General features: G+C 64.7%; 32 protein-coding genes and 1 pseudogene. 11 read left to right on the forward strand and 22 right to left on the reverse strand.

Features of this window, described 5'->3' with window-relative positions; genetic code table 11:
- Position 1: 1 nt before the first annotated feature.
- From QFZ47_RS00960 to QFZ47_RS00975, 4 genes are all read right to left on the reverse strand, one after another.
- Positions 2–844: an ABC transporter permease gene (locus QFZ47_RS00960; RefSeq protein WP_307653833.1), complete on the reverse strand. Its 843-nt coding sequence runs from the start codon at positions 842–844 to the stop codon at positions 2–4.
- A gap of 2 nt (positions 845–846) precedes the next feature.
- A complete protein-coding gene (locus QFZ47_RS00965; protein ID WP_307653834.1) occupies positions 847–1,710 on the reverse strand; it encodes an ABC transporter permease in 864 nt (287 codons plus the stop codon).
- Positions 1,707–2,807 carry an ABC transporter ATP-binding protein gene (locus tag QFZ47_RS00970; protein ID WP_307653835.1) on the reverse strand — a complete coding sequence of 367 codons (1,101 nt, stop codon included), beginning with the start codon at positions 2,805–2,807 and terminating at the stop codon, positions 1,707–1,709. Before QFZ47_RS00970 ends, QFZ47_RS00965 begins: the two co-directional genes overlap by 4 nt.
- A gap of 87 nt (positions 2,808–2,894) precedes the next feature.
- Positions 2,895–4,085: an extracellular solute-binding protein gene (locus QFZ47_RS00975; RefSeq protein WP_307653836.1), complete on the reverse strand. Its 1,191-nt coding sequence runs from the start codon at positions 4,083–4,085 to the stop codon at positions 2,895–2,897.
- Between the two features lie 212 nt (positions 4,086–4,297).
- Between QFZ47_RS00975 and QFZ47_RS00980 the strand changes: the two genes are divergently transcribed.
- The 5 genes from QFZ47_RS00980 to QFZ47_RS00995 all read left to right on the forward strand — a co-directional run bounded on the left by QFZ47_RS00980 (position 4,298) and on the right by QFZ47_RS00995 (position 8,218).
- A complete protein-coding gene (locus QFZ47_RS00980; RefSeq protein ID WP_307653837.1) occupies positions 4,298–4,999 on the forward strand; it encodes a FadR/GntR family transcriptional regulator in 702 nt (233 codons plus the stop codon).
- A 62-nt stretch (positions 5,000–5,061) separates the two neighbouring features.
- A complete protein-coding gene (locus QFZ47_RS00985) occupies positions 5,062–6,558 on the forward strand; it encodes an ankyrin repeat domain-containing protein (protein WP_307653838.1) in 1,497 nt (498 codons plus the stop codon).
- A gap of 233 nt (positions 6,559–6,791) precedes the next feature.
- The gene (locus QFZ47_RS28945) at positions 6,792–7,064 is read left to right on the forward strand and encodes a DUF8617 domain-containing protein (RefSeq protein WP_503169952.1); all 273 of its coding nucleotides are present in this window, start codon (positions 6,792–6,794) and stop codon (positions 7,062–7,064) included.
- Between the two features lie 107 nt (positions 7,065–7,171).
- Positions 7,172–7,447: a hypothetical protein gene (locus tag QFZ47_RS00990; RefSeq protein ID WP_307653839.1), complete on the forward strand. Its 276-nt coding sequence runs from the start codon at positions 7,172–7,174 to the stop codon at positions 7,445–7,447.
- A gap of 147 nt (positions 7,448–7,594) precedes the next feature.
- The gene (locus QFZ47_RS00995) at positions 7,595–8,218 is read left to right on the forward strand and encodes a tRNA-uridine aminocarboxypropyltransferase (protein ID WP_307653840.1); all 624 of its coding nucleotides are present in this window, start codon (positions 7,595–7,597) and stop codon (positions 8,216–8,218) included.
- An 84-nt stretch (positions 8,219–8,302) separates the two neighbouring features.
- On the opposite strand, the gene QFZ47_RS01000 is transcribed toward QFZ47_RS00995, so the two are convergent.
- From QFZ47_RS01000 to QFZ47_RS01030, 7 genes are all read right to left on the reverse strand, one after another.
- Positions 8,303–8,614: a hypothetical protein gene (locus QFZ47_RS01000; protein WP_307653841.1), complete on the reverse strand. Its 312-nt coding sequence runs from the start codon at positions 8,612–8,614 to the stop codon at positions 8,303–8,305.
- A 50-nt stretch (positions 8,615–8,664) separates the two neighbouring features.
- Positions 8,665–8,997: a DUF7957 family protein gene (locus QFZ47_RS01005; RefSeq protein ID WP_307653842.1), complete on the reverse strand. Its 333-nt coding sequence runs from the start codon at positions 8,995–8,997 to the stop codon at positions 8,665–8,667.
- 92 nt (positions 8,998–9,089) lie between these two features.
- Positions 9,090–9,401, reverse strand: coding sequence for a hypothetical protein (locus QFZ47_RS01010; RefSeq protein ID WP_307653843.1), 312 nt, complete (start codon positions 9,399–9,401; stop codon positions 9,090–9,092).
- Positions 9,402–9,486: 85 nt separating this feature from the next.
- A complete protein-coding gene (locus tag QFZ47_RS01015; protein ID WP_307653844.1) occupies positions 9,487–10,221 on the reverse strand; it encodes an immunity protein Imm33 domain-containing protein in 735 nt (244 codons plus the stop codon).
- A 143-nt stretch (positions 10,222–10,364) separates the two neighbouring features.
- Positions 10,365–10,760, reverse strand: coding sequence for a hypothetical protein (locus QFZ47_RS01020; protein WP_307653845.1), 396 nt, complete (start codon positions 10,758–10,760; stop codon positions 10,365–10,367).
- A gap of 304 nt (positions 10,761–11,064) precedes the next feature.
- Positions 11,065–11,406, reverse strand: coding sequence for a hypothetical protein (locus QFZ47_RS01025; protein ID WP_307653846.1), 342 nt, complete (start codon positions 11,404–11,406; stop codon positions 11,065–11,067).
- Positions 11,407–11,526: 120 nt separating this feature from the next.
- The gene (locus tag QFZ47_RS01030) at positions 11,527–11,775 is read right to left on the reverse strand and encodes a DUF6429 family protein (protein ID WP_307653847.1); all 249 of its coding nucleotides are present in this window, start codon (positions 11,773–11,775) and stop codon (positions 11,527–11,529) included.
- A 177-nt stretch (positions 11,776–11,952) separates the two neighbouring features.
- On the opposite strand from QFZ47_RS01030, the gene QFZ47_RS01035 reads away from it, so the two are divergent.
- Positions 11,953–12,504 carry a hypothetical protein gene (locus QFZ47_RS01035; RefSeq protein WP_307653848.1) on the forward strand — a complete coding sequence of 184 codons (552 nt, stop codon included), beginning with the start codon at positions 11,953–11,955 and terminating at the stop codon, positions 12,502–12,504.
- Positions 12,505–12,667: 163 nt separating this feature from the next.
- Here QFZ47_RS01035 and QFZ47_RS01040 read toward each other — a convergent pair whose 3' ends face one another.
- Positions 12,668–13,087 carry a hypothetical protein gene (locus QFZ47_RS01040; protein ID WP_307653849.1) on the reverse strand — a complete coding sequence of 140 codons (420 nt, stop codon included), beginning with the start codon at positions 13,085–13,087 and terminating at the stop codon, positions 12,668–12,670.
- Between the two features lie 90 nt (positions 13,088–13,177).
- Between QFZ47_RS01040 and QFZ47_RS01045 the strand changes: the two are divergent.
- A pseudogene (locus tag QFZ47_RS01045) lies at positions 13,178–13,282 on the forward strand (oxidoreductase); the annotation flags it as partial.
- Positions 13,283–13,299: 17 nt separating this feature from the next.
- Here the strand turns inward: QFZ47_RS01045 and QFZ47_RS01050 are convergent.
- A complete protein-coding gene (locus QFZ47_RS01050) occupies positions 13,300–13,749 on the reverse strand; it encodes a hypothetical protein (protein ID WP_307653850.1) in 450 nt (149 codons plus the stop codon).
- Positions 13,750–14,014: 265 nt separating this feature from the next.
- Between QFZ47_RS01050 and QFZ47_RS01055 the strand changes: the two genes are divergently transcribed.
- Positions 14,015–14,947, forward strand: a complete 933-nt coding sequence (locus tag QFZ47_RS01055; protein ID WP_307653851.1) for an alpha/beta fold hydrolase — start codon at positions 14,015–14,017, stop codon at positions 14,945–14,947.
- 35 nt (positions 14,948–14,982) lie between these two features.
- Here the strand turns inward: QFZ47_RS01055 and QFZ47_RS01060 are convergent, their stop codons facing one another.
- Together QFZ47_RS01060 and QFZ47_RS01065 are read right to left on the reverse strand one after the other, a co-directional pair.
- Positions 14,983–15,201: a DUF6429 family protein gene (locus QFZ47_RS01060; RefSeq protein ID WP_307654352.1), complete on the reverse strand. Its 219-nt coding sequence runs from the start codon at positions 15,199–15,201 to the stop codon at positions 14,983–14,985.
- 3 nt (positions 15,202–15,204) lie between these two features.
- Positions 15,205–16,494, reverse strand: a complete 1,290-nt coding sequence (locus QFZ47_RS01065) for an MFS transporter (protein ID WP_307653852.1) — start codon at positions 16,492–16,494, stop codon at positions 15,205–15,207.
- A 261-nt stretch (positions 16,495–16,755) separates the two neighbouring features.
- Between QFZ47_RS01065 and QFZ47_RS01070 the strand changes: the two genes are divergently transcribed.
- Complete coding sequence (locus QFZ47_RS01070) at positions 16,756–17,685, forward strand: LysR family transcriptional regulator (RefSeq protein ID WP_307653853.1); 930 nt, start codon at positions 16,756–16,758, stop codon at positions 17,683–17,685.
- A gap of 64 nt (positions 17,686–17,749) precedes the next feature.
- Here the strand turns inward: QFZ47_RS01070 and QFZ47_RS01075 are convergent, their stop codons facing one another.
- Positions 17,750–18,520: a glutathione S-transferase family protein gene (locus QFZ47_RS01075; RefSeq protein ID WP_307653854.1), complete on the reverse strand. Its 771-nt coding sequence runs from the start codon at positions 18,518–18,520 to the stop codon at positions 17,750–17,752.
- Positions 18,521–18,617: 97 nt separating this feature from the next.
- On the opposite strand from QFZ47_RS01075, the gene QFZ47_RS01080 reads away from it, so the two are divergent.
- Positions 18,618–19,274 (forward strand): dihydrofolate reductase family protein, encoded by a 657-nt coding sequence (locus tag QFZ47_RS01080; RefSeq protein WP_307653855.1) that lies wholly within the window; start codon positions 18,618–18,620, stop codon positions 19,272–19,274.
- Between the two features lie 15 nt (positions 19,275–19,289).
- Here the strand turns inward: QFZ47_RS01080 and QFZ47_RS01085 are convergent, their stop codons facing one another.
- The 4 genes from QFZ47_RS01085 to QFZ47_RS01100 are packed head-to-tail and all read right to left on the reverse strand — an operon-like array spanning position 19,290 to position 22,548.
- A complete protein-coding gene (locus QFZ47_RS01085; RefSeq protein WP_307654353.1) occupies positions 19,290–19,673 on the reverse strand; it encodes a RidA family protein in 384 nt (127 codons plus the stop codon).
- 22 nt (positions 19,674–19,695) lie between these two features.
- Entirely contained in the window at positions 19,696–20,850 is a 1,155-nt protein-coding gene (locus QFZ47_RS01090) for a DSD1 family PLP-dependent enzyme (protein ID WP_370880550.1), read from the reverse strand.
- 6 nt (positions 20,851–20,856) lie between these two features.
- A complete protein-coding gene (locus QFZ47_RS01095; RefSeq protein WP_307653857.1) occupies positions 20,857–21,843 on the reverse strand; it encodes a tripartite tricarboxylate transporter substrate-binding protein in 987 nt (328 codons plus the stop codon).
- Positions 21,844–21,873: 30 nt separating this feature from the next.
- The gene (locus tag QFZ47_RS01100) at positions 21,874–22,548 is read right to left on the reverse strand and encodes an HAD family hydrolase (protein WP_307653858.1); all 675 of its coding nucleotides are present in this window, start codon (positions 22,546–22,548) and stop codon (positions 21,874–21,876) included.
- Positions 22,549–22,620: 72 nt separating this feature from the next.
- On the opposite strand from QFZ47_RS01100, the gene QFZ47_RS01105 reads away from it, so the two are divergent.
- Positions 22,621–23,526 carry a LysR family transcriptional regulator gene (locus QFZ47_RS01105; RefSeq protein WP_307653859.1) on the forward strand — a complete coding sequence of 302 codons (906 nt, stop codon included), beginning with the start codon at positions 22,621–22,623 and terminating at the stop codon, positions 23,524–23,526.
- A gap of 30 nt (positions 23,527–23,556) precedes the next feature.
- Here the strand turns inward: QFZ47_RS01105 and QFZ47_RS01110 are convergent, their stop codons facing one another.
- Together QFZ47_RS01110 and QFZ47_RS01115 are read right to left on the reverse strand one after the other, a co-directional pair.
- A complete protein-coding gene (locus tag QFZ47_RS01110; protein WP_307653860.1) occupies positions 23,557–24,018 on the reverse strand; it encodes a hypothetical protein in 462 nt (153 codons plus the stop codon).
- An 86-nt stretch (positions 24,019–24,104) separates the two neighbouring features.
- Positions 24,105–25,349, reverse strand: coding sequence for a helix-turn-helix transcriptional regulator (locus QFZ47_RS01115; RefSeq protein ID WP_307653861.1), 1,245 nt, complete (start codon positions 25,347–25,349; stop codon positions 24,105–24,107).
- Between the last annotated feature and the right edge of the window lie 30 nt (positions 25,350–25,379).

Genomic DNA, 25,379 nt, shown 5'->3' on the forward strand with positions numbered 1-25,379 from the left:
CTCAGGCCGCCTTTGGATGTTCCTTGACACGGCTGACCAGCTGCGTCGGGTTGACGAATTGCAGCGCGATCAGCAGCCAGGCCAGCGTGACCGCCATGTAGACCATCGCCATTGCATCGACCGACTGCGGCGCACGAACGCCCGCCGCGAAGACCGCGTAGTACAGGGCCACCACCAGCGTCTGCGAATCCGGGCCGGCCGTCAGGAAGGTCAGCTCGAACATGCCGATGGTGCGCACCAGCACCAGCAGGGAGGCCGCCAGAATGCCCGGCGCCAGCAGCGGCAGCAGCACATGCCAGAACAGCTTGAAGGTGTTGGCGCCGAACACGCGGGCGGCGGATTCGAGGTTGGCATCGATCTGCTCGATGAACGGTGTCATCACCAGGATCATGAACGGCACGGCCGGAATCATGTTCGCCAGGATCACGCCGAAGATGGTGCCCGCGATGTTCGCCTGGTACATCACGGTCGCCAGCGGAATGCCGTAGGTGATCGGCGGGATCATCAGCGGCAGCAGGAACAGCCCCATCAGCAGGTTCTTGCCGCGGAAGTTGCGCCGCGCCAGCGCGTAGGCCGCCGGCACGCCGATCAGGATCGACAGGAACACGACGGCGGCGACCACCTCGATCGTGACCCACAGCACGCTGTCGAGCTGGAACTCCTTCCAGGCGGTCTGGTACCAGTTGAACGTGTAGCCATCGGGCAGCCAGGTGCCGAGCCAGCGGCGGGCCACCGAGCTGGTGCCGACCGCGGCCACCATGAGTGCGACATTGACGATGAAGAAGCCCATCACCAGTGCAACCAGCGACTTCCAGAGTTTCATCAGCAGGCGATGCGTATCCATGGTCAACCTTTGCCGCCGGAGACGGGGCCCCGATAGAACATCCCGCGCGCGCCCAGGACCGCGGCAACGACGAACAGCTGCACCACGCCCATCAGCATCGCGACGGCCGAAGCCATGGAATAGTCGTAGCGCTCGAAGGCGGCCTCATACGCCGCGATCGAGATCACCCGGGTGGCACCGGCCGGCGATCCGAGCAGGACCGCCGACGGAAACACCGAGAAGGCCTGCACGAACGACAGCGCGAAGGCCATCGCCAGTCCCGGGACCAGCAGCGGCAGATAGATATGCCGGAACTGGTTCCACGGCGTTGCGCCCAGGGTCGAGGCAGCGCGTGGCAGGTTGGGGTCGATGCCCGTGATGTACGACAGCGTGAGCAGGAACGCGAACGGAAAACCCGAAATGACGAGCGAAATCAGGACGCCCCAATAGTTGTGCGTCAGCCGGATCGGACCTTCGTAGATGTGCAGCCACTGAAGCGACTGCGACAGCCAGCCCTTGGGGCCGAAGTAGCCGAGCATGCCCTCGGCGATCAGGACGGTGCCCAGCGTCAACGGAATGACCAGCAAGGTGGTGACCAATTTCTGGAAGCGGCTGCTGCGGCGCATCTGATAGGCGATCGGCAGCGCCACGCCGACGTTGATCACGGTGGCGGGAACGGCCAGCTTGAGCGTGGTCCACACCGTGTCGCGCAGGTTGTCAGTGGTGAAGAACTGCGTGTAGTTCGCCAGCCAGTTGCCTTCCATCGGACGGAACGACAGCTGCAAGCCGTAGAGGAACGGATAGACGAACAGCACCACCATGAACAGCGTCGCCGGCACCAGCAGCAGCAGGGACCGGTCGAACGAAGACGGGCTGGCGCTGGTCATGGCGCCACGCCCGCGGCTGCATCGACGGGATAGGCCAGCGCCTTGTCCGGCGCAATGGCCAGCGTGATCGGATCGCCGACTCGCAGGCGCGCCGTCGTGCGCACGATCAGCTTGAGCCCGTCGGCCACCTCGACATCGACGATGTTGTCGTGGCCGCAGTATTCGACATTGAGCACCCGGGCGGCGAAGCTGTTGTCCACCGGTGAAGAGACGACGTCGAATTCCTCGGGCCGGATCGCGAGCATCGCCTTGCCGCCGGCGAGTGGCTGCATCGCCCGCGCGGTGAGCGCCAGGCCGCTGCCGGCGAGCTGCACCGACGCGCCGCCCTCCGAGCGCACGTCCAGCGCCACCAGGTTGCGATAGCCCATGAAGCGGGCCACGTCCAGGTTGGCCGGCTCCGCGTAGATGCGCTGTGGTTCGGCAATCTGCTGTGCCACGCCGTCCTTCATGACGACCACGCGATCGGCCAGCGACAGCGCCTCATCCTGGTCGTGGGTGACGTAGATCGTCGATCGTCCCAGCTCGCGGTGAATGCGCCGGATCTCGGCGCGCATCTCCAGCCGCAACTTGGCGTCGAGATTCGACAAGGGCTCGTCCATCAACACCAGGGGCGGCTCGATGACGATCGCCCGGGCAATGGCGACCCGCTGCTGCTGTCCGCCGGACAACTGGCCGGGCAGCTTGTGCGCCTGCGAGTTCAGCTGCACCAGGTCCAACGCCCGCTTCACGCGCTGCGCCGACTCGGCGGCCGGCACGCCGCGCATCGCCAGCCCGAACGCGACATTGCGCGCCACGCTCATGTGCGGAAAGAGCGCATAGTTCTGGAACACCATGCCAAAGCCCCGTTTTTCAGGCGGCAGCACATCGATGCGCGTGTCGTCGAGCCAGATGCTTCCATCCGTCAAGGGCAGCAGCCCGGCCAGGCAATTGAGGGCCGTCGACTTGCCGCAGCCCGAGGGTCCAAGCAGCGCGATGAACTCGCCGCGCTTGACCGTCATGGTCAAGGCATTGAGCGCGGTGAAGCTCTGCACGCCCTTGCCCGCGGCAAAGCGGCGCGTGACGCCATCGAGGCGCAACTCGGAAAAGTCTGAAGTCATGGAGACACAATCCTGGAAAAGAAGCAGCCTGCAAGCGCCCGCATGGGCGCTTGCGGCATCGGCCGGGCGCGCAGTGCGCGCCGCGAATCACTTGGTCTTGCGGGTGCCGATGTCCTGGTCCCAGCGGCGAAATGCATCGACCATGGCCTTGGTCTCGAGCGGCACGGCATGAGGGAACTGGGCCAGCCACTTGTCGTAGTCAGGCCGTCCGAACTCCTTGATCACGTCCTGGCTGTCCTTGGGTGCCAGCGACAGCGGCACGTCCTTGACCGCCGGGCCCGGATAGAAATAGCCCTTGTCATAGGTCATCGCCTGCTGCTGCGGCTTGAGCAGGAAAGCCATCAGGTCGAGAACCACCGCTTGCTTCTCCGGCGGGACGCCCTTGGGAATCACGATGTAGTGCGCGTCGTTGACCCACGTCATGCCCTTGAACGGCAGCACCTGAAAGTTCTTCGGCACGATGCCCAGCGCCCTGGGGTTGATGTCCCAACCCGTCACCGTGAGCGTCATGTCGCGCGAGCCTTCGCCCAGTTCCTTCATCACCGCTGCGGTTCCCGTCGGGTAGTACTCGATGCAGGCGTCGAGTTCCTTCAGGTAGGCCCAGGTCTTGTCCCAACCGTTGATCGGATCGGCAGGATTCTTGTCACCCAGCAGATAGGGCAGCCCCATCATGAAGGTGCGCCCCGGACCGGAGTTGGCGGGCCGTGCATAGATCAGCTTGTTGGGATTGGCTTTGCACCAGGCCAGCAGGTCCTGGGGCGTCGTCGGCGGCGTCTTGACCTTGTCGGGGTTGAACTCGACCAGCGGGCCGGCCGGCATGAAGACGATGGCCAGACCATGGTCCTTCGCGAGCGCGTGCATCTTGTAGGCGTTGGGAAGGTAGTTCTCCTGCAGCTTGGGGAACTTGGCCGCGTAGTCGGGGAACAACTTGACCCACAGGTTCATCTCGAGGCCGGCGGCGAGCGCATCGGTGCCGACAATGATCATGTCGATGTCACTGCGGCCCGCGTTCTGCATCGCCTTGATCTTGGCCGGGATCTCGGGCGCGGGCGCCTTGGTGAAAGTGAACTTGGAGACCAGCTTGGGGTTCTGCGCCTGGTAGGCCTCAAACGCCCCTTGCGTCAGCGCCAGGTTGCCGGCGGCGTCGATCACGTTGATCACCACCGGCGACTTAGGCAGTTCCTGCGCCTGGACCAGGCCGATGCCGGCACAGCTCGCCGCCCCGAGAACGGCCGCAATGATGGCGTGGCGATGCCGCGAGAGGGAAACTTGGCGCATTCGGAATCTCCTGATGGATGGGCTTGGCAGCGGGATCTTGTAAGACAACTTCCGAGTTGTCATCCGGGTTTTCGCTGAGCCCGCGGACACAGGCTCTCCTCTGGAGGAACAAGGACACTGCGGGAGAGCCACTCGCCGCTCTCATCAAGTTCCGAAGATCCGCTATAGTTGTCTGACAAAGATTCTCGGGTATCGGTTCGATGGCGGAACACTTGCTAGACGTCAATGGCGGCACACTGCCCGACCAGATCTACGCCCGGATGGTCGAAGCCATCCTGCGCGGGGACTACGCCGACTCGAAAAAGCTGCCGACGGAAAGCGAACTGGCCTCCCGATTCGGGGTCTCGCGGCCGACCGTCCGGGAGGCACTGTCGAGGCTGCGATCGGACGGGATCATCGAGTCCCGCCGCGGCTCCGGCAGCCACGTTGTGCGCGCCCCCGGCACACCGGCATCGAGCATGCCCCCCATCAGGAACTATTCGGACATCGAGCGGTATTACGCCTACCGCACAGTTGTTGAATCGGGGGCGGCGGCCGCTGCTGCGGAGTTCCGCACTGCCGACGACCTGACGACGATCAGAGCCTGCCTGGAAGCGCAGACCCAGGCCATGAAGGGTGGAAACAAGGGCATCGAAGAGGACGTCCGCTTCCACAGGGCGATCGCGAGGGCCTCGCACAACCAGTTCTTCGTGGCCGCCGTCGAAACGAGTGTCGCGCCCATCAGGCAATTCATGGAACTGGCGCGCAGCGTGCGATCGAAGATGACCGTCGAGCGTGCCCGGCTGGTCCAGGTGGAGCACCAGCAGATCCTCGACGCCATCGAGAAGCGATCCCCGGCCGACGCCGCCGAGGCCACACGGCTCCATATCCTCAACGCCAAGCGGCGGATCTTCGACGCAGCGAAATTGCGGTAGCGCGCGACGATTTTGAGACTATGTCGAGCCCTGCTACTCCTTCCGATGCAAGCATTGCTGCCTTGCGCGACGCGCTGCGCAGCGGCTCGCTTGCCGAGATTCGAGCGTTGGTTGACAGAGGCGCCGATTTCGCTGGCTTCCGTGACGAGCATGGCTACGACGCCATGCAGACGGCGGTCTTCGGTTGCGGAGCAACTCGCGACCTGGAGATCGCTGCCATCACGCGTCTGCTCGCCGAACAGGGCGTTCGCCTCGATGGCCATTCCTCGTACGGCGAGTCGGCACTGAGCGTGTTGTCGCGGCAGTGTCGCTTCGATGCGATTCAGTCCTTGCTGGAAGTCGGAGCGCCTGAGAGCCTTCTGGCATGGACGCCGTTGTGCCGCCAAGTAGCGCTTGGAACCATCGGCGACGTTCAGCAGCGATTGGCGGGCCATCCAGACGAACTGGAGGCGAAGGATCGCTGGTCGCGGACTCCCTTCACGCTCGCGCTCGCGTTGGGCCGGCTGGATGTGGCCGGAATGCTGCTCGAGGCAGGCGCCGACTTCGAGGCGACTGACCACGTCCACCGGCCCTCGATTTTTCACGCCGTGATGTCCGGTCGGCCGGACGTTGTCCGATGGTTGCTCGACCGAGGCGCAAAGGTGGACGCGCCAGACCAGAGCGGCAGCACCGCGCTCGTCGACGCGGTCGAGACGAACGATGTCGCGATGGTTGACCTGTTGCTTGCGGTTGGAGCCGACCCGAACCATCAGCAAGCGGGCTTTCCGGCGCTCGGCTGCGTCGAATCCCAGACGATGGCGATCCGACTGCTCGACGCAGGGGCAGATCCCGCGGCGCTGCGATACGAGCAGCAGCGGCTGTTCCTGGCCGCTACAACCGCTGACGTGGACGATCCGTTCGACGGGCTTGGGCTGGCGGATTTCGAGCGCTACCGAACGCGCCGTTTCGGACAGTCCAATGCGGAGCCGATGCCCGTGCCTTTCTGGCTCGCGATGGTGCGCTCCGGCCTGACCGGTTACCAGGCCGCGAATCGTTTTAGCGCCGAGCCGTTTGACAAGGCGAGACCGGTCTGGTGCGCGAATCGCATGGGTCAGTCGCTCACGCGGCTATCCGACGGCCGGGTCGTGCAGATTGCCGGCGAGCACGAGGACGGCTACGACCCTGATTTCTGCATCTACAACGACGTCTTCGTCCACCACCCGGACGGTGTACTGCAAATTTTCGGCTATCCGGCGGCCGAGTTTCCGCCGACCGATTTCCACACGGCGACACTGGTCGGCGACCGCATCATCGTCATCGGTTCGCTAGGCTACTGGGGCGAGCGGGGCTACGGAACAACGCCGGTGTTCGCTCTGAATACTCTGAATTGGCGCATCGAGCGCCTGTTGGTCTCGGGCGAGGCGCCGGGCTGGATTCACAAGCATCGGGCGACACGTCGTGGCGATCACGAGATCGTTGTAACCGGAGGAGAGGTCTTGTCGCGAACCGGCGAAGGCGAAACCTCGCTGACCAATACACGAACTTTCATCCTGGATCTCCTGGCGGCGCAGTGGCGTTGAGCGACCGGTGCCAACGGCCGCTTTGGAGCGAAGGGAAAGACCGCAGTGGGGTCAAAGCTTCGAGGCTGCGACCGGCTACAGTCGGCCAAGAGCAGACGTACGTTACGGGCCTTAAGTTTTCGCGCGAAAGCGGTGCCGACGGCCCGCTATCCGTGGATACATCGCCCACACACGAAAGAAAGGCAGATGAAACTCGCATGTTCAGATAGGCCGCCGATGTTGAGGGAAACGTTATGAAGTTTGTATGCCCCTGCGGAGCTGTTGTGCGAGACAACACCGATTACCAGGAACACAAGGCCCACTTCATCTCCGACCAGCTGTACGAGGGCGCTGCAGAGAGGATCCAAGCGGGCGGTGAGGTGTGGGCAGAGATGCGGCGCGTAACGCGTCCGATGTATCAATGCACCGAATGCTGCCGATTGTTCCTGAGTGATGACGCTGGAAACTTGGTTTCCTTCAAACCGGACGAAAGCACCCCGTTCGGAATTCTCAAAGGCAAACTATGAGGCACTGTCGACCTGCACGTCTCGGCCAGGACCGGACATCGAACCCCATGCACAGCATCCTATCGGTAGCTCGACACGCAGAAGGCGTTGACTTAAAGGCTCAAGCCATGCTCGTCTTCTCCGCGCTTGGCATCGCAAGATTCGAGGAGCGGTTTAGTTCGAACTATCCGCCCGATGACCACTACTTCCTTGGCTTCGGAGTGAATGCGTCGATAGAGGTATGCGATGCCGACGAAGAACGGGCGACCGACTTTCCCTACTGGGTCACGATACGGGGTCCAGTGTCTTGGGGAAATGCGGTTGACACAGTATCGACAGACCCGACGGAGGTCGCTTCAATGCTTCAGCGGGCCGGCATGCAATCGAAGCTCGGATTGGCTTGACCGTTCGCTTTGGACAGAAGCGAATTTCGGCTTCGGGCCCACTGCGGTCTTCAGACATTGTCCAAAGCTGCCGGTCGTCGCGCCAAAGCTAAGAGACATCTCCTTTCCACGCATTGTCTAGCCAGGCACGCTGAATAAAATCCAGCCATGTCCGCCGCTTTAGTCCCACGCCCCCAGTGCACCGCTTGCCTGCGCCCGCTCAGCGCCTGCATTTGCCGCTGGGTCGCGCCCACCGCCCACGCGGTGGAGGTACTAGTGCTGCAGCACCCGCTGGAGGTACACCAGGCCAAAGGCAGTGCCCGCCTGTTGCACCTCAGCTTAGCGCACTGCCGCTTGGTGGTGGGTGAGGCATTTGCCGTGCCAGTCTGGCCGGTGGACGGCAAGCACACGCTGCTGCTGTACCCGGACAGTCTGCAAGATACCGCCCCGGACCTGCGGGTCCCACCCCCGCTACCGCCCGAGTGGCCGCAAGCCCAGTCGCGCCTGCGCCTGGTCGTGCTGGACGGCACCTGGCGCAAAAGCCGAAAGATGCTCTACCAAAGCCCGCCACTGCAACAGTTGCCTCGCTTGGTCCTGCGCAACCTGCCGCCTTCGCATTACCGTATCCGCAAAGCCCATGGGCCCGACCAACTGTCCACGCTGGAGGCGACCTGCTACGCCTTGTGCCAACTGGAAGGCGGTGCGACGCGGTTCCAGCCCTTGTTGGATGCCTTCGACGGGTTTGTGGAGTACTTGGAGCAGGCTGGCGGGCAGCGAAACGCGCAAAACTGACAAGCCCTGCCCTCGACCAAGGGTTACGGGGTTCATTTAAGTGACCAGCTAAATGGCTGGTTTGGCCGCGTTGTGCCCGCTGCCTTACTCTTCTGTTTGCTGGGCTTCAGCCTGGCGGCTCCAAGGAGCATCGGGCGCCTCACGCCAAGCCATCCAGCCTGGCTGCATTGCTGCAAGCTCAAGCAGCGTCTGGTCCCGCGCGACCATGCTCTCCAAAGTGACCAGCATTGCTTCTGCCATTTGGAACGCATCCCCCGTTAGGAACTGCCATCCTCCATCGTCTGCATCGCGTGATGCCATAAGGACGGGCTTTTCGCCATCAACGATGGACCGCACCGTGAAACAAACCACATTGGGTGGACTGTTGAACGGCCAACTCTGCGGCTCGGTGGTCATGCTGGGTCCCGTGTGTAAACGTCTGGTTGTGGCCGTAGGTCGCTCTGCGTTCATTTGGTGAACCACTTTTCAGCGACCGCGCCGGTCGTTTCATCGATGCGACAGCTGTATCCCGCGAAGTTGCCGACCCAAAGGGGCGTCTCCTGTTGCACGCCGGTGTACGCATCGATGGCATTCATTCCTATGTCACCCGCTCGCCAAAGCAGCGTGCCTGCCCTGTCGTAGCAGAACAGGTTGCGAGCGGCGGTGCCGTTCTCGAACGCCATCCAGTCATAGGTAACCAGCACGCGGTCTCGGATGAGGACGGCCTCAAGAATCGCATGGTCCCCTCGAAAGCGAATTCCGTCACCCTCAATCCAGTTTTCACGCACAGCAAGCTTCATACGGCGTTATCGAAGTTGGTCGATGGCGTGATTCTGCCGGGACAGCGACCGGCCGGTTTTGGCCGGCTGCAGCCAGTTCGGCCGAGTTCTGGTCAGCCATAGAGCCGAGCATCGGCATTCTGGCGAAAGTCGGCCTCATTCAAAAAATCCGTCGCCGTAGGCCACTCCGGGGAGCTTTCGACGTTCCAGGTGAGATGAACGACCACGTACTTCGGCTGCGCCAAACCCACGGCGAACAAAAAGTCGTCGCGGCTTACGTGCCGGGCCACGGCCCTGGCCGCAACACCGTGTAGCCGGTGAGCGCTACAGACCTCACGGGTCAGCTCTTCAGAGATGCGGCGAGCATCGTCTTCGGCGAGGAACACCCAATTTTGCGGAAGCGACTGCGGCTTAAGGTTCGTCATCAAGAAAGCGCCTTCAATGTCCGGTCTTGGCCGAATGCAGCCCGTTTCAGCTTCTTGAAGACTTGACGGTTCATGAGGCACGCTGTTACCGAAGCTTGCTCAGCTCGCTTAGGTACGAGCCTGGAATCTGTTGAAGCTTGCCGTCTGCCCCGAGCACGCCGATGCGAGCGCCGTCTACGACAACTTGCAATTCCGCCGGCACGGCGAAGAACTTGACTAAGTCCGGACGGTCGACCCCGAGCTGATAGAGGGAGGTTTTAACGAAACGAATCGGGTCTTGGGAGCCCGCCTGGTCGTCCAGGTCCGAGAGCCACCAACCAGAGTCTGCTCCGTCGACGGCGGCGCTTCGCGTGAGTAGCACTCGGCTGGCGTCCTTGTAGTTCACATGCACCACAGCGCTTTGGCGAAGCGACGGAAAGTCTGGCTCTACCGGCGGGAAGAGGCTTCCGACAACGTCTCGCTGATTTCGCAAATGCATCAACGTTCCATCGACCGAATCGAAAAATTTCACTGGAACGACCTTCATGTCGGGCTCCAAAACTCGCAGGAACCCTCCCGGCCCGTCCTCAAGCATCGTGAACATCCAGCCGACCTGCAGGCTCTCGCCGCTTCGGAACTTCTCGCCCTTGGATACACGTTGTTCGAAGAAGCGCAGAAACCAGGAAATGTCTTCTGCTGGGATGGCGCTATTTGAGACCCGAAGCTGAAACTCGGGGTGGTTGTGGAGCTTGCATTCGGAAGTCGTATGGACCAACCACGTCTTCGGCTGCTCCGAGGACGGTTTCCGGCCAAATGTGGAGAAGACGGAGCGAAGAGACATGATCTTCTAAGGTGCAGTGGTTCAGTCGTGGCGAACGTCGCTATCGGGCAAATTCGGCTTGGTCAACGAATGTCGGGTTCTGGCCCGATTCTGTCGTAACCCGCAGCGCGACGCTGGGCTCAAGACAGCACCTCGGAAGAAGTTCACCGACCGCCCCTGATAACGATACGGGTCATGCCCTGGCCTGCCAGAAGCTCAATGAACTCTGATAGCGCGTCGGCCGGAGCAGAGCCAAAGTCACCGGTGAGGTACCACCATCCATCCTGACTCTCGACTGGGGAGAACGAGTGAATCGCCTGGCTCGTCCCGAAGGGGCCCGGAGGATTCTTGTCCTCAACGTCCAGCCAGCGAGTAATCCACCCTTCCAACTGCCTAGAGTCTTTGATTGGGCCGTTTACCAGCACCTGGACCGAATCCCAAGTGAAGGGGTAGACCTCAACCGCGAACGCTCCAAAGTTGAATTCCCGCGCTTCGAACGCCTCGTCAATATCGACCACCACTTCGCCTGGTTTCGGCAGGCCATCGGAGCCCTTGGACATGATGTCAACTCGGACGTAGCGGTATGGATACGGGATAGCCTCGTTGTTTATGCTGAGCAGCAGTTCCCCGACCGTGCCCTCGGACTCCGAGGTAAGTCGCGTTCTCGTCTCCACCAAGAACTGCACATATCGGTTGCGCTCTTGCTCAAAGATTTGCGATAGCTTCATAAGTTCTATGGTGGCTGCGGTGCGCGGACTGCCTCATTGGGGCAGTTCAGGAAGGCTCATAGCATCGTCGCAGGGAATCTGCGAGGCCGCCGGCAATGTCTGGTTCTGGCCGAAGGCCGTCCTCCCCCACTGTGAGCTAGGAGAACTCTGCGTCGATGTACCTGACTTGGCGTTGATGATCAATCACAACCGTTCCAGCCCACAGCACCGCGACCGCAAGCCAGACAACCAGAGCTACACGGCCACCAGACCGTCTGAACCGACTGACGACAATGAAGAGCGCCATGGAATTCACAAGCGTGAAAGCCGCGAGGACCGGGACAAGAAAGAACAGCCAGTAAAAGGCATCGCCGGGTCCGCCCGGCATGCCTTCCTCGCTGGGAACTACCCACAAAGCGGACGCCAGCTTTAGATAGACGGCCATGCCAAGCACATTGGCAGCAAGCCAGAGCGTCCGGCGCCGAAGCAGGGATTTCATCTTGTGCTCCTCTCAGTCATCGGCGCCAGTCTAGCCACGGCCGGCATGCATGCAAGGCACTACCGAGGCAAAACTGGAGGGGCGTGACGAACGTCTGGTTCTGGCTGGATTCTGCCGCAGCTATTGGCGCGCTGGCGACGCCCCGTTGGCCCCGAAGTGTTTGGCCGCGAGCTCCTTGGCGCGGCGCAGCCCCTCGTCCGTCAGGTAGACCGACTCCTGCCTCCCACGGGCCTCTGTGATGAGCCCTTTTTCGTGTAGACCGTCCATGGTTGCGAAGTCATATCGCTTCCATACGCGCCCGTTCTCGAACTCGAAGACGCCGAGCAACGCCAGAAGCGCCTCTTCGACCTTGACCATGTCGTATTTCATAGCATCGCCCCTCAACGTTCGACAATGGCCCGTTTGCACGGCACCGCCTTTGATTGGCTGCGGCCGCCGCAAGGCGGTAGTTCGAATTTACGATGGTACTTTGGGAATTTGCCTTCGCCCAGCCAACATGGTTTCCCGGCAGAGGGCGTACAGGCTTCAAATCCGACAGCCTCAGAGATGAAAGCAAGCAAGACTAAGAAGACCACGTCCTGGAGCGACGTCAAGGCCAGACTGACCCACTTCGACCGCGATGGACTGGTTGGCCTGGTGCATGACCTGTACACGGCCAATAAGGACAACCAAGTATTCCTTCACGCCCGTTTCGGGCTGGGCGAGGATGTCCTGGCGCCGTACAAGGTCACCATCAACCGTTGGCTCTGGCCCGACATGTTCCGGAACCAGAACGCGTCCGTCGCCGAGGCCAAGAAGTCCATCGCGAGCTACAAGAAGGCCATTGGCCACCCAGAGGGACTGGCAGAGCTGATGGTCTTTTACTGCGAGCGCGCGTCAGGGTTCAGCGCCGAAGTCGGCCTGCAGGATGAGGGCTTCTTCATCGCGTTAGTGCGAATGTTCGAACACGCGTTGCAGGCCATTGCGAGACTGCCCGATGCGGAGCGGCCCCTCCTCATGGAGCGTCTGGATTCTGTGTGTCAAGTCAGCCAGAACATCGGCTACGGCGTCGAGGATGCCATGAGAGACCTGCTAGTCGAGTACGGCACCTGTGATTGACGACGACGTTCAAGGTCAGCTGTTGGCCGACTGTAGCCATTCTTGCGAATTGTTCAACAGGCCCGAAGCGGCGATCCGCGCTTCTGGTTTCTACAAGGCAGACTCGCGGATACCAAGCATGGTCTGTGCGTCCCACCTCGCGCAACGCCATCTTCTGTGCGAGTTATAGACCTAACTGCGTTAAGGCCCAGGCCACAGCACCCAACTGCGCCACGTTGAGCATCATGCCGGCGATGTGAAGCCGGCGGAACTGGAAGATCGAAGCGTCAATGGCCGGAATCGTGTGACGCAGGAGGTCCATGCGCGGGATGATGATCCAGCGGCGCAACGCGAATGCCAAGGCTGCAATGAAGGCCATGCCGAAGGCGAATGCAGGTCTACCAGACCAGGCAAAGCTGAGTGCTGCAGCGCTCGCCGTCAGTGCCACGGCAACGTAATAAACATTGAACAGGCCCCGGATAAAGCGCGAGTCCAGCGGGGTGTCGTGCTTGAGCACCAGTAGTGGTAGCGAGCCCATCATGAAAAAACCCATCCAGACGAGCAGGACGACCGTCGCTATGAGCGAAATGACGATGGAAAGCATCTGAACTCTCCCCTCCGTGTCTCGAAGAAACCCCGCTGATTCGTTCAACCTCGAGGTGAACATCTGAGCCATCCGACGTCCGGTGTTGGGCCGATGATTGTGGTCTCGCTCGTGGCCTACGTGGCAAGTCCACTCGCGTCGGCGACCACGGGTGCAATCCTTCGCGTCGACGGCAGCGTCAAGAGCGCCTTCTGACGAAGGCACGATGATGTTCAATCCGCAGCGAGGCGCTTGAACACCGCCTGGAGCAAGCCGAGATTCGAAGCATCCGCGGCCACGGTATCTCGGCGGAACGAACTGCTGTCGTACGGCGAATAGCTGTTGATGGGGTTGTCGATGGCCGGGCGCACCAGTACGACGTAGGCGCGAACCTTCCCATCGAAGCTGTACCGTTCGTTGTTGCGCGGGGGAGGTGTCAGCGCCGAATTCGCTGCCAAGGTGTTGGCGAGATGGCGCCTGACGCTTTCCGTGTCGACGCCGTAGGGCCCCGCACTCTCTACGACAACGCTGTCCGGTCCGGTGCGGGCAGCCCATTTTTCGGCGACGAGACTCCCATTTGTCGCCTGGCTGGCGACCTCGCCGGCGATCACGGAAGTCACGGTGAAAAGCGAGCCGGCGCAGAGGGCGAGTGCCACGCGGCCGAAAGGGAAATCCATACTCATCAAGAACTCCTTCGCCTGGGCGGCACTGCGGAAATCGAGGTTATGGCTGAACGGGTCGACCTGCCCGATGAGGGCGTCGATCGGCTGGCACGGCTTTGGCCGTTCCTGCGAATGCGGGAACGGTGCCCGAAGTGGACACCAAGGTCAAGGCATACCTGCCGTTCCCGAACCGGTGCAGGAGAGGATCCGCGCCTCGGCAATCCCGGGACACGCGCTAGCGACCTGCGCTGACATGGTCCCGATTTCTTCAAGCCAGAATTCGTGCATGGGAACCAGGAAGTCACCCGCCCTGCAGCGAAAGCTCCTGCCGAGCAGCGTGGGCGATGGCATGAAAACGGAACGACTTCGCCTCTCCGGCGGGACCGAGCTGTCGTTCACCACCGCGGGCCAGGCTTCCAAGCCCGCCCTGCTGCTGCTGCACGGAACGCCGAACTCGGCCCGCCTGTTCCGGGCGGTCGTGCCAGCGCTCTCGCAGGCCGCTTTTGTGATCGCACCGGATCTGCCCGGCCACGGCGAGTCCGACCCGCTGCCGGCTCCTTCGTTTGCCGCCATCGGCCAAGCGATCTCCGAGCTGCTGGACTCGCAGGAGATCGGGCCGCGCTTTATCTACCTGCATGATTGGGGAGCGCCGGTGGGCCTGCAGATCGCGATGCAGGCGCCAGAGAAAGTCCTGGGTCTCATCGTGCAGAACGCCAACGCGCATCGAACGGGGTGGGGACCGGGATGGGCCGCAACGCAGGCCTATTGGTCGCAGCCCAACGCCGAGAACCAGGCGGCGGCCAGCGCGCACCTGACCCTCGCGGGCACACGCGACACTTACATCGCCGGCGTCCCGCCGGAAGTGGCCGAGCGCATCCCTGCAGAACACTGGGAAGAGGATTGGCGGGTGATGAACCTGCCGGGCCATATGGACACTCAGCGGGCGCTGATCGCGGACTACGGAAACTATGCCGCCCGCTTCGACGCCATCGCCAAGTACCTCGAGCGCTGGCAGCCCCCTGCCCTCATGGTGTGGGGAAGGCACGATATCTATTTCGACCTTGCCGAGGTTTTGTCCTGGATGCGTGCACTGCCGAGGATGGAAGCCCATGTCCTGGACGCGGGCCACCTGCTGCTCGAAACCCACGCGGCTGCAGCCGCTGCGCTGATGCTCGATTTCATCAGGCGTACCCAGGCGCCTGCCGCGGGCACGCGATAGCGGATGTCCGGTCTTGGCCCCGGATTCCGCCGCAGCTATCGATGCACCGACGCCGCCCCGTTGGTTCCGAAGTGTTTGGCCGCAAGCTCCTTGGCACGGCGCATTCCCTCGTCCGTGAGGTAAACCGATTCTTGCCTGCCGCGCGCCTTGGTGATGAGGCCTTTTTCGTGGAGATCGTCCATGACTGCGAAGTCATATCGCTTCCATATCACACCAGCAATGCGAGTTCGAAAAAGCCCCTCGCCTCCCGACACCAATCACGCGGCGCGAGCCCTTGCCGGGCTTCTGAGCAAGCTCGCCACGCTCCCGGCCAATGCGGCCAGAGCCGCCATCGCCAAGCCCCAGTGCACTGCGCTGTGGGACGGCAGCAGCTCGAACATCAAGCTCATCAACAGGCTGCCGAGCGTCAACCCCGTGAGCCGGGCGGTGCCTTGCGCGCCACCGGCCGCGCCGCTGCGCTCCTTGGGCGCCGAAAGCAGCATGTTCTGGTTGTTCGGTGTCTGGAAGAAGCCGAAGCCCAGGCCTGCGAGGCTCGTGAACGCAGCGATCGGCAAGGCCGGGTTGCCGTGCAGCGGCCACAGGGCACACAGGGCCAGGCCGCTCGCGAAACACGCGCTTCCGGCCGCGCACAGCCATGCGCTTGGCACGCGCTGCGCCAGACGTGCCGACAGCGGTGCGGCCAGCATCACCGCGAAGGGCCAAGGGGTCATCAAGAGGCCGGCCGTCACCGCGCTCTGGCCGAGTTCGTGCTGGATGTAGAACGGCAGCGCCACAAGGCCGGCCATCTGACCGGTGAAGCAGCACATGGAGGCAATGATCGAGACCCGAAAGGAATGCACGCGCAGCAGGTCGAGCGGGATCAACGGTGCCGCCTTTGGCATTTCGCGCCGCACCAGCAGGACCATGCAAACGGCCGACAACGCGAGCAATGCGCCACCGCGCAACGGCTGCGCCACCAATCGGTCGCTCCCCAGCACCAAGGAGGCGAACATGACCGCGTTGAGCGCGATGCTCCAGGCGTCGATGCGGCGCAGCGACCGCGCCGGGCTGGGCAAGCCCGCGCAGGCGGCGAGCACGAGGAGGCCGATCGGCAGGTTCACCGCAAAGAGCCACGGCCAACTTGCCGCAGAAAGTATGAAGGCGCCAAGGGTGGGGCCCGACGCTGAAGCAGCCGCGACCGCGAGCGCATTCCACGCGATCGAGCGCGCCAACAATCGACGTGGATAGGTGAAGCGCAGCAATGCCAGCCCAAGGGGCATGACGGCCGCACTGCCCAGGCCCTGAAGGCACCTCGCGGCCACGAGCCATGGCAGCGATGGTGCCAACGCGCACAGCACCGACGCCGCAGTGAACAGCGCAACGCCGCCCGCAAAGACCCGCCGATACCCGAAGCTCTCCCCGACGGCAGAAGCCGGCAACAGGAACATGACCACGGCCAATTGGTAGGCGGTGATGATCCACACGGCATCCGCGGGTGTCGCCTGCAGTTGCTGGGCAATGCCTGGCAGCGCGATGTTGGCGATGGCGCCATCGAGCACCACCAGCACGCCCGCGCCCAGGATCGCGGCGACCGCTGCGCAGCGCCGCGGCAGGGGCAGGCCATCGGCATCAGGCACCGCGTTGGCGTCGTCGTTGACCTCTCGGGTTTCGACGGTGCGGGAAGCAGTGGAAGAAGAGTTGGGTTGAAGTGTGGATGTCAACATGAGTCCAGCTTAGGACTGCGCGCACGGCTTGCACAGCGCGCGGCGCGCAACTTGTCCCTGCATGCGGCGCCTGTCGAAATCCTCGCGGCCGTGCTAGGTTCGGGCATGCCGACAGAAGCCGACCTGAACCTGCTGTTTGCGTTGAACGCACTTCTCTCCGAGGGCAGCGTCGCGAAAGCTGCCGAGCGCCTGGGCCTGAGCGAGTCGGCGATGAGCCGGGCGCTCGCGCGGTTGCGGGAATCCACCGGGGACCAGCTCCTCGTGCGCGCGGGCCGCGCCATGGTGCTCACGCCGCATGCGCTGGCACTGCGCGATCGCGTCAGGGAGCTGGTGCAGGCGTCGCGCGCGGTGCTTCAGCCCGCCGGCGCGAGCATGGACCCCCGCACGCTCCGGCACCTGTTCACGATACGGGCCAACGACGGCTTCATCGAGGGCTTCGCGCCTCGGCTGGTGGCCCGCGCCGCCCACGAGGCGCCCGGCGTTCGCCTGCGCTTCGCGCCCAAGCCCGACAAGGACGTTCGGCCCCTGCGCGAGGGACTGCTCGATCTGGATATCGGCGTGCTCGGCGAGTCGGGGCCGGAGGTACGTGTTCAGGCGCTCTTTCGCGACCGGTTCATCGCGGTCGTGCGCGAGGGCCATCCCCTGCTGCTCGCCGGCTCCGAGATCACGGCCGAGCGCTACGCCGCCTGCGACCACGTGGTCACTTCACGCCACGGCCGGACTGTGGGACCGGTGGACGACGCACTCGCAGCGATGGGCCTGGTGCGCAATACCGCGGTCGTGGTGCCCAGCTTCAGCACCGCCTTGTCGATAGCGGCCGCGACCGATCTGGTTGCATTGATACCGTCCTCTTATTTCGAACACCTGAGAGCGCGGGGCACGCTGCGCTCGTTCCTGCTGCCGATGCCTACGGAGCAGATCACCGTGTCGCAGATGTGGCATCCGCGCCTGGATCGGGATCCTGCGCATCAGTGGCTGCGCGGGATGGTGCTGGAGGTTTGCCGGCCGTTGAACGAGCGGACAAGAGCGCCGTGATTGCATTCAATGCGTCGACATTGAACGTCGGCTTCGCCGGCGAATCCGGTGCTCCGCGGAGCCGTCATAGCGACAGCGGCAGCCCCAGGTGCCGCTCGTACATCATGTCCCGGTGCCGCAGCAGCACTGCGTCCAACGCCGCGTCGGTCACTGGCTCTCGGAACTCGAAAGCCTGTCGCGTGGCGGGGTCCGTCTCGCAAACCGCCTGCGGCAACGGACGCATCAGCGCCAGCGCGGTCGCGCTGTAGATGTCCACGGCGGTAAGACTTCTGCCGATGTAGTAATTGCTGCCAGCTGCCTGCTGTGCCTTCAGGCGCGCCGCCAGCATCTTCAGCACAGCCGCCACGCGCGCGGGTGCACTCGCGCCCGCCTGCGGACTGAAGCCGTACTTCTTGCCGATGTATGCGGCGGCCTGCGCAGCGAAACCGCCCTCCCCCGCCAGGCCGGCCTGCACCAGCTGCACGCGGCGCGACCAGGCCAGCCCCTGCTCGCCGCAGATCTCGTGGGCCAGGCCGAACATCAGCGCCCGGTCAGCCGCATCGGCCGGGAGAAGCGAGGGCTGCGGCGCGAGCCGCTCGCACAGGAGCAGGATGTCTGCCCAGGCCGAGCGCGGCGCCTCGTTGTTGTAGATGGCCACCGGCGCGCTGCGCTCGCCGGCCCACGCCTTGAGCTGCGGACTGTCGTAGGCCAGGCGCACCGCCTTCCACGGGATGCCTTTCACATGCAGGATGCCTTTGGCCGCCTCGGACCAGGGGCTGGGAATGTGGCCTACGACCACCATGCGCAGGCCGGTGCCGGCAATGGCCTCTTCAACGCTGATGTATTCGATGCTCATGCGCGCATTCTGCGCGAGCCCATTGCCTCGAAGAGGGTTCGCTGGGGCACCCCGCGCGCTAAACTGAAGCTCCCTTCTTCCTGCAGGAGACGACCCCATGGCCCGATTGCTCGTGCGCAGCTTCGGCGTTTCGCTCGACGGCTTTGCCGCCGGACCAGACCAGAGCCTGGCGCACCCGCTGGGCGTTCGCGGTCCCGAACTCATGGACTGGTTCTTTCCCACGCGGGTCTGGCAGCAGATGCAAAAGACCGGCGAGGCCAACGGCGAGACCGGCGTCGACAACGAAATGGCCGAACTGGGCTTCGCCGAGATGGGTGCCTGGATCCTCGGGCGCAACATGTTCGGACCGGTGCGCGGTCCATGGCCCGACGAGAGCTGGAAAGGCTGGTGGGGCGACGAGCCCCCGTACCACGTGCCGGTCTTCGTGCTGACCCACCATGCCCGCGCGCCGCTGACGATGCAGGGCGGCACCACCTTCCACTTCGTCACCGGCGGCATCCACGAAGCGCTTGCGCTGGCGCAGGCCGCCGCCGGCGGGCGCGACGTGCGGGTGGGCGGCGGCGCGGCGACCGTGCGCGAATACCTGAAGGCCGGGCTGATCGACGAATTGCACCTGGCCGTGCGTCCGGTGCTGCTGGGCAAGGGCGAGGCGCTGTTCGCAGGCCTGGACCTGCCGGCGCTGGGCTACCGCTGCGAACGGCAGGTGGCGGGCGAGCGCGCCACGCATGTGTTCCTGCGACGTAGCGCGCCTTGAGAGCAGGTCGCCCATTCACGCAAGCGCCATCGCCTCCACCTCGACCTTGAACCCAAAGTGCAGCGGCCCCGTCGGCACGACGGCCCTGGCCGGGCGCGATGGTCCGGCCCACTGCGCATAGATCCTGTCGAACGCCGGCCAGTTGGCGATGTCGTCGAGGTACACCCTCACCTGCAGCAGCTTGTCGACGCCCGAGCCGGCCGCGAGCAAGGCGGCCTGCACGTTCGCCAGCGTCTGCGCCACCTGGGCTTCGAACGACGCATCGGCCAGGCGCTCGCCGTCCGGCGTGACCGGGAGTTGCCCGGAGATGAAGACCAGGCCGCCGCCCACGGCAGCATGGCTGTAGTGGCCGCCCGGCCTGGCCAGCGCGGGCACTTCGACATGGACCGGACCCGGCATGTCGTGGGGTTCGGCGCCCTGCTCACCAGCCATGGAAACGCTCCCAGGTTTGCACCGTGCCGTCCGCGGCCAGCGCCTGGTAGGCGGGAAACTGCGCGCCGGTGGCGCAGGCATGGTTGGGCAGGATCCGCAACCGGGTTCCGGCCGGGAAGCGCGCCACGATGTCCGGGTCCGCAGTGCCCTCGCGCGACAGGATGCCGTGCTCCTGGTTGGCTGCCGACAGCAGGTAGCCCTCGATCGGCACCCCGTCCATGCTGCACACCTGGCCATAGCCGTAGTCGCACTGCTGCTTGCCCGTGCCCCGGTCGCGGCTCATGGCCATCCAGCCGGCATCGACGATGGCCCAGCCCTTGTCGGCCTGGTGCCCGATGACGGTGGTGAGCACGCTCAGCGCGATGTCCTCGGTGCGGCAGACGCCCACGTTGCGCATCACCAGGTCGAAGAAGACATAGACCCCGGCGCGCAGTTCGGTGACGCCTTCCAGCGACGCGGCTTCCAGCGCCGTGGGCGTGGAGCCTACCGAGACGATGGGGCACGGCAGGCCCGCTGCGCGCAGGCGTTCCGCAGCCAGCACGCAGCCCGCGCGTTCCTGCTCGGCCAGGGCGGCCAGGGCCTGGGGCGTGTGCAGTTCGTAGCTGGAGCCCGCATGCGTGAGCACGCCGGCCAGGCGCATACCGCCCTCGTGCAGCGCACGGCCGACTTCGAGCAGGAGGTCCTCGCCCGGCTTGATGCCGGAGCGGTGGCCGTCGGTGTCGATCTCGATGAGCACCTCGAAGGCGTGGCCGTGCTCGCGGCCATAGTCGGCGATGGCCCGCGCGCCCTCCACGCTGTCGGTCAGGATCTGGAGTGCGCAGCCGCGCTGGCGCAGGTCCAGCGCATGCGGGAGCCGGTGCGGTGCCATGCCGACGGCATAGAGGATGTCGGTCACGCCGTGGCCAAAGAACTGATCGGCCTCTTTCAGCGTCGACACCGTGATGCCGGCCGCGCCGGCGGCAAGCTGGGCCGCGACCACATCGGCGCATTTGCTGGTCTTCACGTGCGGGCGAAAGCGCACGCCCAGCGCGTCGGCCTGCTGCTGCATGCGCGCGATGTTCCGTTGCATGCGCGGCAGCGACACGATGGCCGCGGGGGTGTCGATGTTGGCGAGATTTTGGGGGGTGTTCTGCATGTTGCTCATTTCGAATCAGTCCAGGTATTCGCCCTTGGCCTTGAGGGCCGGCACGTCGTCGCGGATGCCGCGCGCGATGAGCGCGGTGACGGCCGCGGGCGTTGCGTCGGCGGGCGCAGGCAGATCGACGCCCAGCCCTTCCATCTGCTTGCGCAGCGCCGGATCGGCGACCGCCTGCTGCAGCGCGCTCGTCAGTTTCGCGAGCACGGGCTGCGGCGTACCGCGCGGAGCGAAGAAGGCGTTCCAGGAACGCACATCCAGGGGATGACCGGCTTCCGTCGCGGTGCCGACACGAGGCAGCTGAACAAGGCGCGCGCCCGACAGCACGGCAATGGCCTTGATGCGCCCACCAGCGATCTGCGGCAGTGCGGTGGTGGTCTGGTCGCACATGAAATCGGTCTGGCCGCCCATCAGGTCGTTGACCGCCGGCGCCACGCCCTTGTAGGGCACGTGCGTGGCATTCTGGCCGAGGGAAGACAGCAGCAGCACGCAGCCGTAGTGCGAGATCGACCCCACGCCCGCGCTGGCGTAGGACGCCTTGTCCTTGTGCGCCGACAGCCAGGCGCCGAACTCGCGCAGGTTGCCGGCCGGCAGGTCGGCGCGGGCCAGCAGCAGCATCGGTGCCGCGCCCGCGGGCCCGATGGGCGCGAAATCGGCGACGGGGTCATAGGCCAGCTTCTTGTACAGGGCGAGGTTGGCGACATGCGTACCGATGCCCCCGAACGAGATGGTGTAGCCGTCGGCGCCGGCCTTGACGGCCTTGGTCAGGCCGATGACGCCATTGGCGCCGCCCAGGTTCTCGATGACGACGGGCTGGCCCAGCGGCGCAGCCATCTTCTGTGCGACGGCGCGGGCCAGCGCATCGCTGGGACCGCCGGCCGGGAAAGGAACGATCAGCGTGACCGGGCGGCTCGGAAACGGCTGGGCGATGGCGCCGGGCGCGGCCAGCAAGCCGGCGCAGAGGACGGCAAGGCCGCCCGCAGGGCGAAGGAAGCGGATCATGGGCAGGTCCTGGCGTGATGGTGAGTTGAATCAGGAAGCGGCGGGTTGGAAGCCGCGCAGCCATGGCAGCGCGCCATCGAGCGTGGGCGACTCGACCTCCGCCAGGGGCGCACCTTCGGGCCGGGCCAGCCCGACGCGGTTGTGCCAGTAGGTGCGCAGGCCGACGCGGGCGGTGCCGAACATGTCGTAGCCCGAACCGGCTACGAAGGCAGCCTCGCCCGGCTGCACGTCCAGGCGTTCCAGGGCCAGCCGGTAGGGCCTGGGATCGGGCTTGTAGAAGCCCGCCACCTCGGAGGTCACGACCACGTCCCAGTCGATTCCCAGGCGTTCGGCGGCGCGCTGGCCCAGGCGCCGCGAGCAGTTGGTCACCACGGCCAGCTTGCAGTGGGGCGCGAGCGCCTGCAGCAGTTCGGTGGCGCCGCTCCAGGCGGGCAGCTCGTCCCAATGGTCGTCCAGCGACTGCGGCGCGCCGGCGGGCAACCCGACAGTCGCGGCGGCCTGCCGCACCAGGTCTTCGTAGGGCACGTAGGCGCCGCAGCCATAAGTGAGCCGCAGGTATTCGGCGCGCCAGCTGCGGCCCATCTGCTCGGAGCCGGCCGCCGCGTTCCAGACGGTCCACGAATCGAGCAGCGCAGTGAGCAGGTCGAACAGCACGGCCCGGGGATAGTGCCCGGCCGTCGTGATGGGAGTCGAAGTGTTTGGCATGGCGCTCACTGTAGGCGTGCCAAGGCGCTTTGGTGCTTCACTCTTGCGTCATCAATAGTTAAGCTCTGCTGAATGATGCAGATCGAAGACCTTCGCCTGGCTGCCGCGCTGCTGCGCGAGAGCTCGCTCAGCGCGGCTGCGCGCTCGCTCGGCGTCACGCCACCCGCGCTGTCGATGCGCTTGCGCAAGCTCGAGGCCTCGCTGGGCCTGGTGCTGGCCAACCGCACGTCGCGCAAGCTGCACCTGACCTCGGAAGGCGAACGGTTCGGGCGCGAGGCCTATGAACTCCTGCTGAAGTTCGACGGCCTGCGCGAATCCCTGCAGCGCGACGACCGGCGCCTGAGCGGAACCCTGCGGGTGGCCGCGTCCTTCGGCTATGGCCGCACGCACGTCGCGCCATTGCTGTCCCGTTTCTCTCGCCTGCACCCAGCCCTGCGGCTGCAATTGGACCTGCGCGAAACCCCGTGGCCCGACAGGCACGATTCCGACGCGGTGGTGCACGTGGGCGCGGTGCGCGACTCGTCCTGGGTGGCCCATACGCTCGCCTCCAACGAGCGCTGGCTGTGCGCCAGCCCCGGCTACCTGCGCGAGCACGGCACGCCCCGCAACCCGGCGGACCTGGCCTACCACGCCTGCATCTGCATCCGCGAGAACGACGAGGATGTGACGCTGTGGCACATGCGGCCCGCGGGCAGCGGCGCCCGCAAGGGCGAGACACTGCGCATCAACCCGGCGTTCGTCACCAACGACGGCAGCGTGGCGCGCCAGTGGGCCGAGGATGGCCTGGGCATCGTGCTGCGCTCCCAATGGGATGCCGCCGACGCGCTGGCCGCCGGCCGCCTCGAGCGCGTGATGGCCGACTGGGAGTTTGGCGCCGCCCCGGTGGTGGTGCTGGTGCCCACGCGCAAGGGACGCAGCGCGCGGGTGCAGGCCCTGGTCAGGTTCCTGGTTGAAGCGACGGGCCCCTCAACGACGTGAGCCCCCTGTGATTGCGACGGCCCCTGTCCGTCATTCGCCCAGAACACAGAACAAGTGCCAACGCACCACGCGGTGCCCGCAGTAGCGGTCGACGATGCGCGCAGCCAGTTCTTGATTGCCGTGCAGGTCCCGACGCCTGTCGACCCAAACCATGGCCTCGTAGAGATCATCTGAATCGCCAGTCAAGTCGAACTCGTCCAGCAGGGCTTTGGAGAGTGCCCGGCTTGAAAATTCGTCGCCGCTCGCCGCCTCGTTGCGCAGCAGATCGAGTCTGGATCGCGTCGCGGCAGTGAACGGAGCTGCCGCGGCGGCTTGTGCGGGAGTGCCTGGTGCCGCGACACCGACGGCCGGACTGCTCATCGAGAAGGTCAAGAGCGCGCCGGAGACAACCGCCCCTGTCGCGAAGGACCCGATGAGCTGCGTGCGCTTCGAGAGTCGACGCATGAATGCGCTTTGTGCTGCGGACAGGCGTCGAACGGTGCGGTCAAACATGGCGAACTTTCTTCTTGTCAATCTTGGTGCGCGAGCGTAGGCGATCACCGCAGCCGCGGCGTCATTGGAAGCGATGACACGGGTTCCTACGCGCAAGGATCCGCCAGGCGCGCCTGGTGCCGAGTCGGAGGTGTCGAGTGGTGCAACAGACGCAGCAGATCCCCCTGCTTGGATGTGCCGGTCTTGGAGTAGATCCTCTGCAGGTGGGTGCGAATGGTCGGCTCCCCCACGCCCAGCATGCCGGCGGCCTCGATGCCGCCGAGGCCCTGCGACAGCGCCATCAGCACGCGCAGTTCTCCGCCGGTGAGCCCATGCAGCCGTCCAAATGCCTCCCCAGGCATCAGCGGCGCCTGGACAGGATCCTGGACGAACACGGCAACACTCGCCGCGAACGGTGCGAGGACCCCGGCGCGCCGGCCATCGGCAACCGGCAGCAGGGTGGCAACGTAGCCCCCGCCGGTTCCATCGGGGATTCCGATCGCATGGTCCCTGGTGCGCGTGTCCGCACCATCGCGGCCTGCATCCTGGATCGCCTGCGTCAACGCCGCACGAGCGGCCGGATAGACAGGCGACAACCGGTTGTTGACCAGGCGCATCGCCGTGCCCGACCTGATCTGTCGCTCGGCCGCAGTGTTCATGTACACGACGCGACCGTCACGCGCCGCCAGGAACACGCCGGCCGCCAGCCCATCGAGAGTTCTCTCCAGCACCTCGGACTTCAGCACCTGGATGTCGAGCGCATCGGAAATCGCCAGGGCACGGCAGACGTGCGGCGCAAGGAGCTCGAACAGGCCCAGGTCACTCTGCTGGTAATGCGGCGACTTGTCGCTGCGCGACGCGTGCAGGGACGCCATGCGCCCGGCGGTGCGCAGCGCCGGAAACCAGATGATGTCGAGCACCCCATGTGGCTGCAGCACTTCGCGGTAGAAGCGGCTGTCATGCAGATGGAAGCGCTCCATCGACAGCGCGCTCACGTCCCCGATGTTGGAAACGACATCGGCCGCAGCCATCGGACTCTCGGCGTAGTGCGCGCCGAGTTTCTGCAGAAACTCCGGCTCATAGCCGAAGACGTACAGCTGGTCGTTCTGGATCTGCTTCAGGTCGTGCACGCAGATGCCGCCTCCGACGCTGTCACAACGCTGCGCAATCATTGCGCATGTTGCGGCCCATCGCTGCGGGTCGAGGGAGCAGTCGTAGATCGCACCGATCAGGTCCGACAGTTCGGCGGCGGGAATCCCTTGCAGGCCCGTCATCGCACACGGTTGCGGAACGATGCCCGAACCGGCGGCACAAAGGTCCGTCGAATGCCATACGATGCCGGGCTGGTTCATCAAGGGATCGTAGGCAGGTAGGCTGCGTCG

Origin of the sequence: Variovorax paradoxus (assembly GCF_030815975.1) — a bacterium.
Lineage (GTDB): Bacteria > Pseudomonadota > Gammaproteobacteria > Burkholderiales > Burkholderiaceae_C > Variovorax > Variovorax paradoxus_N.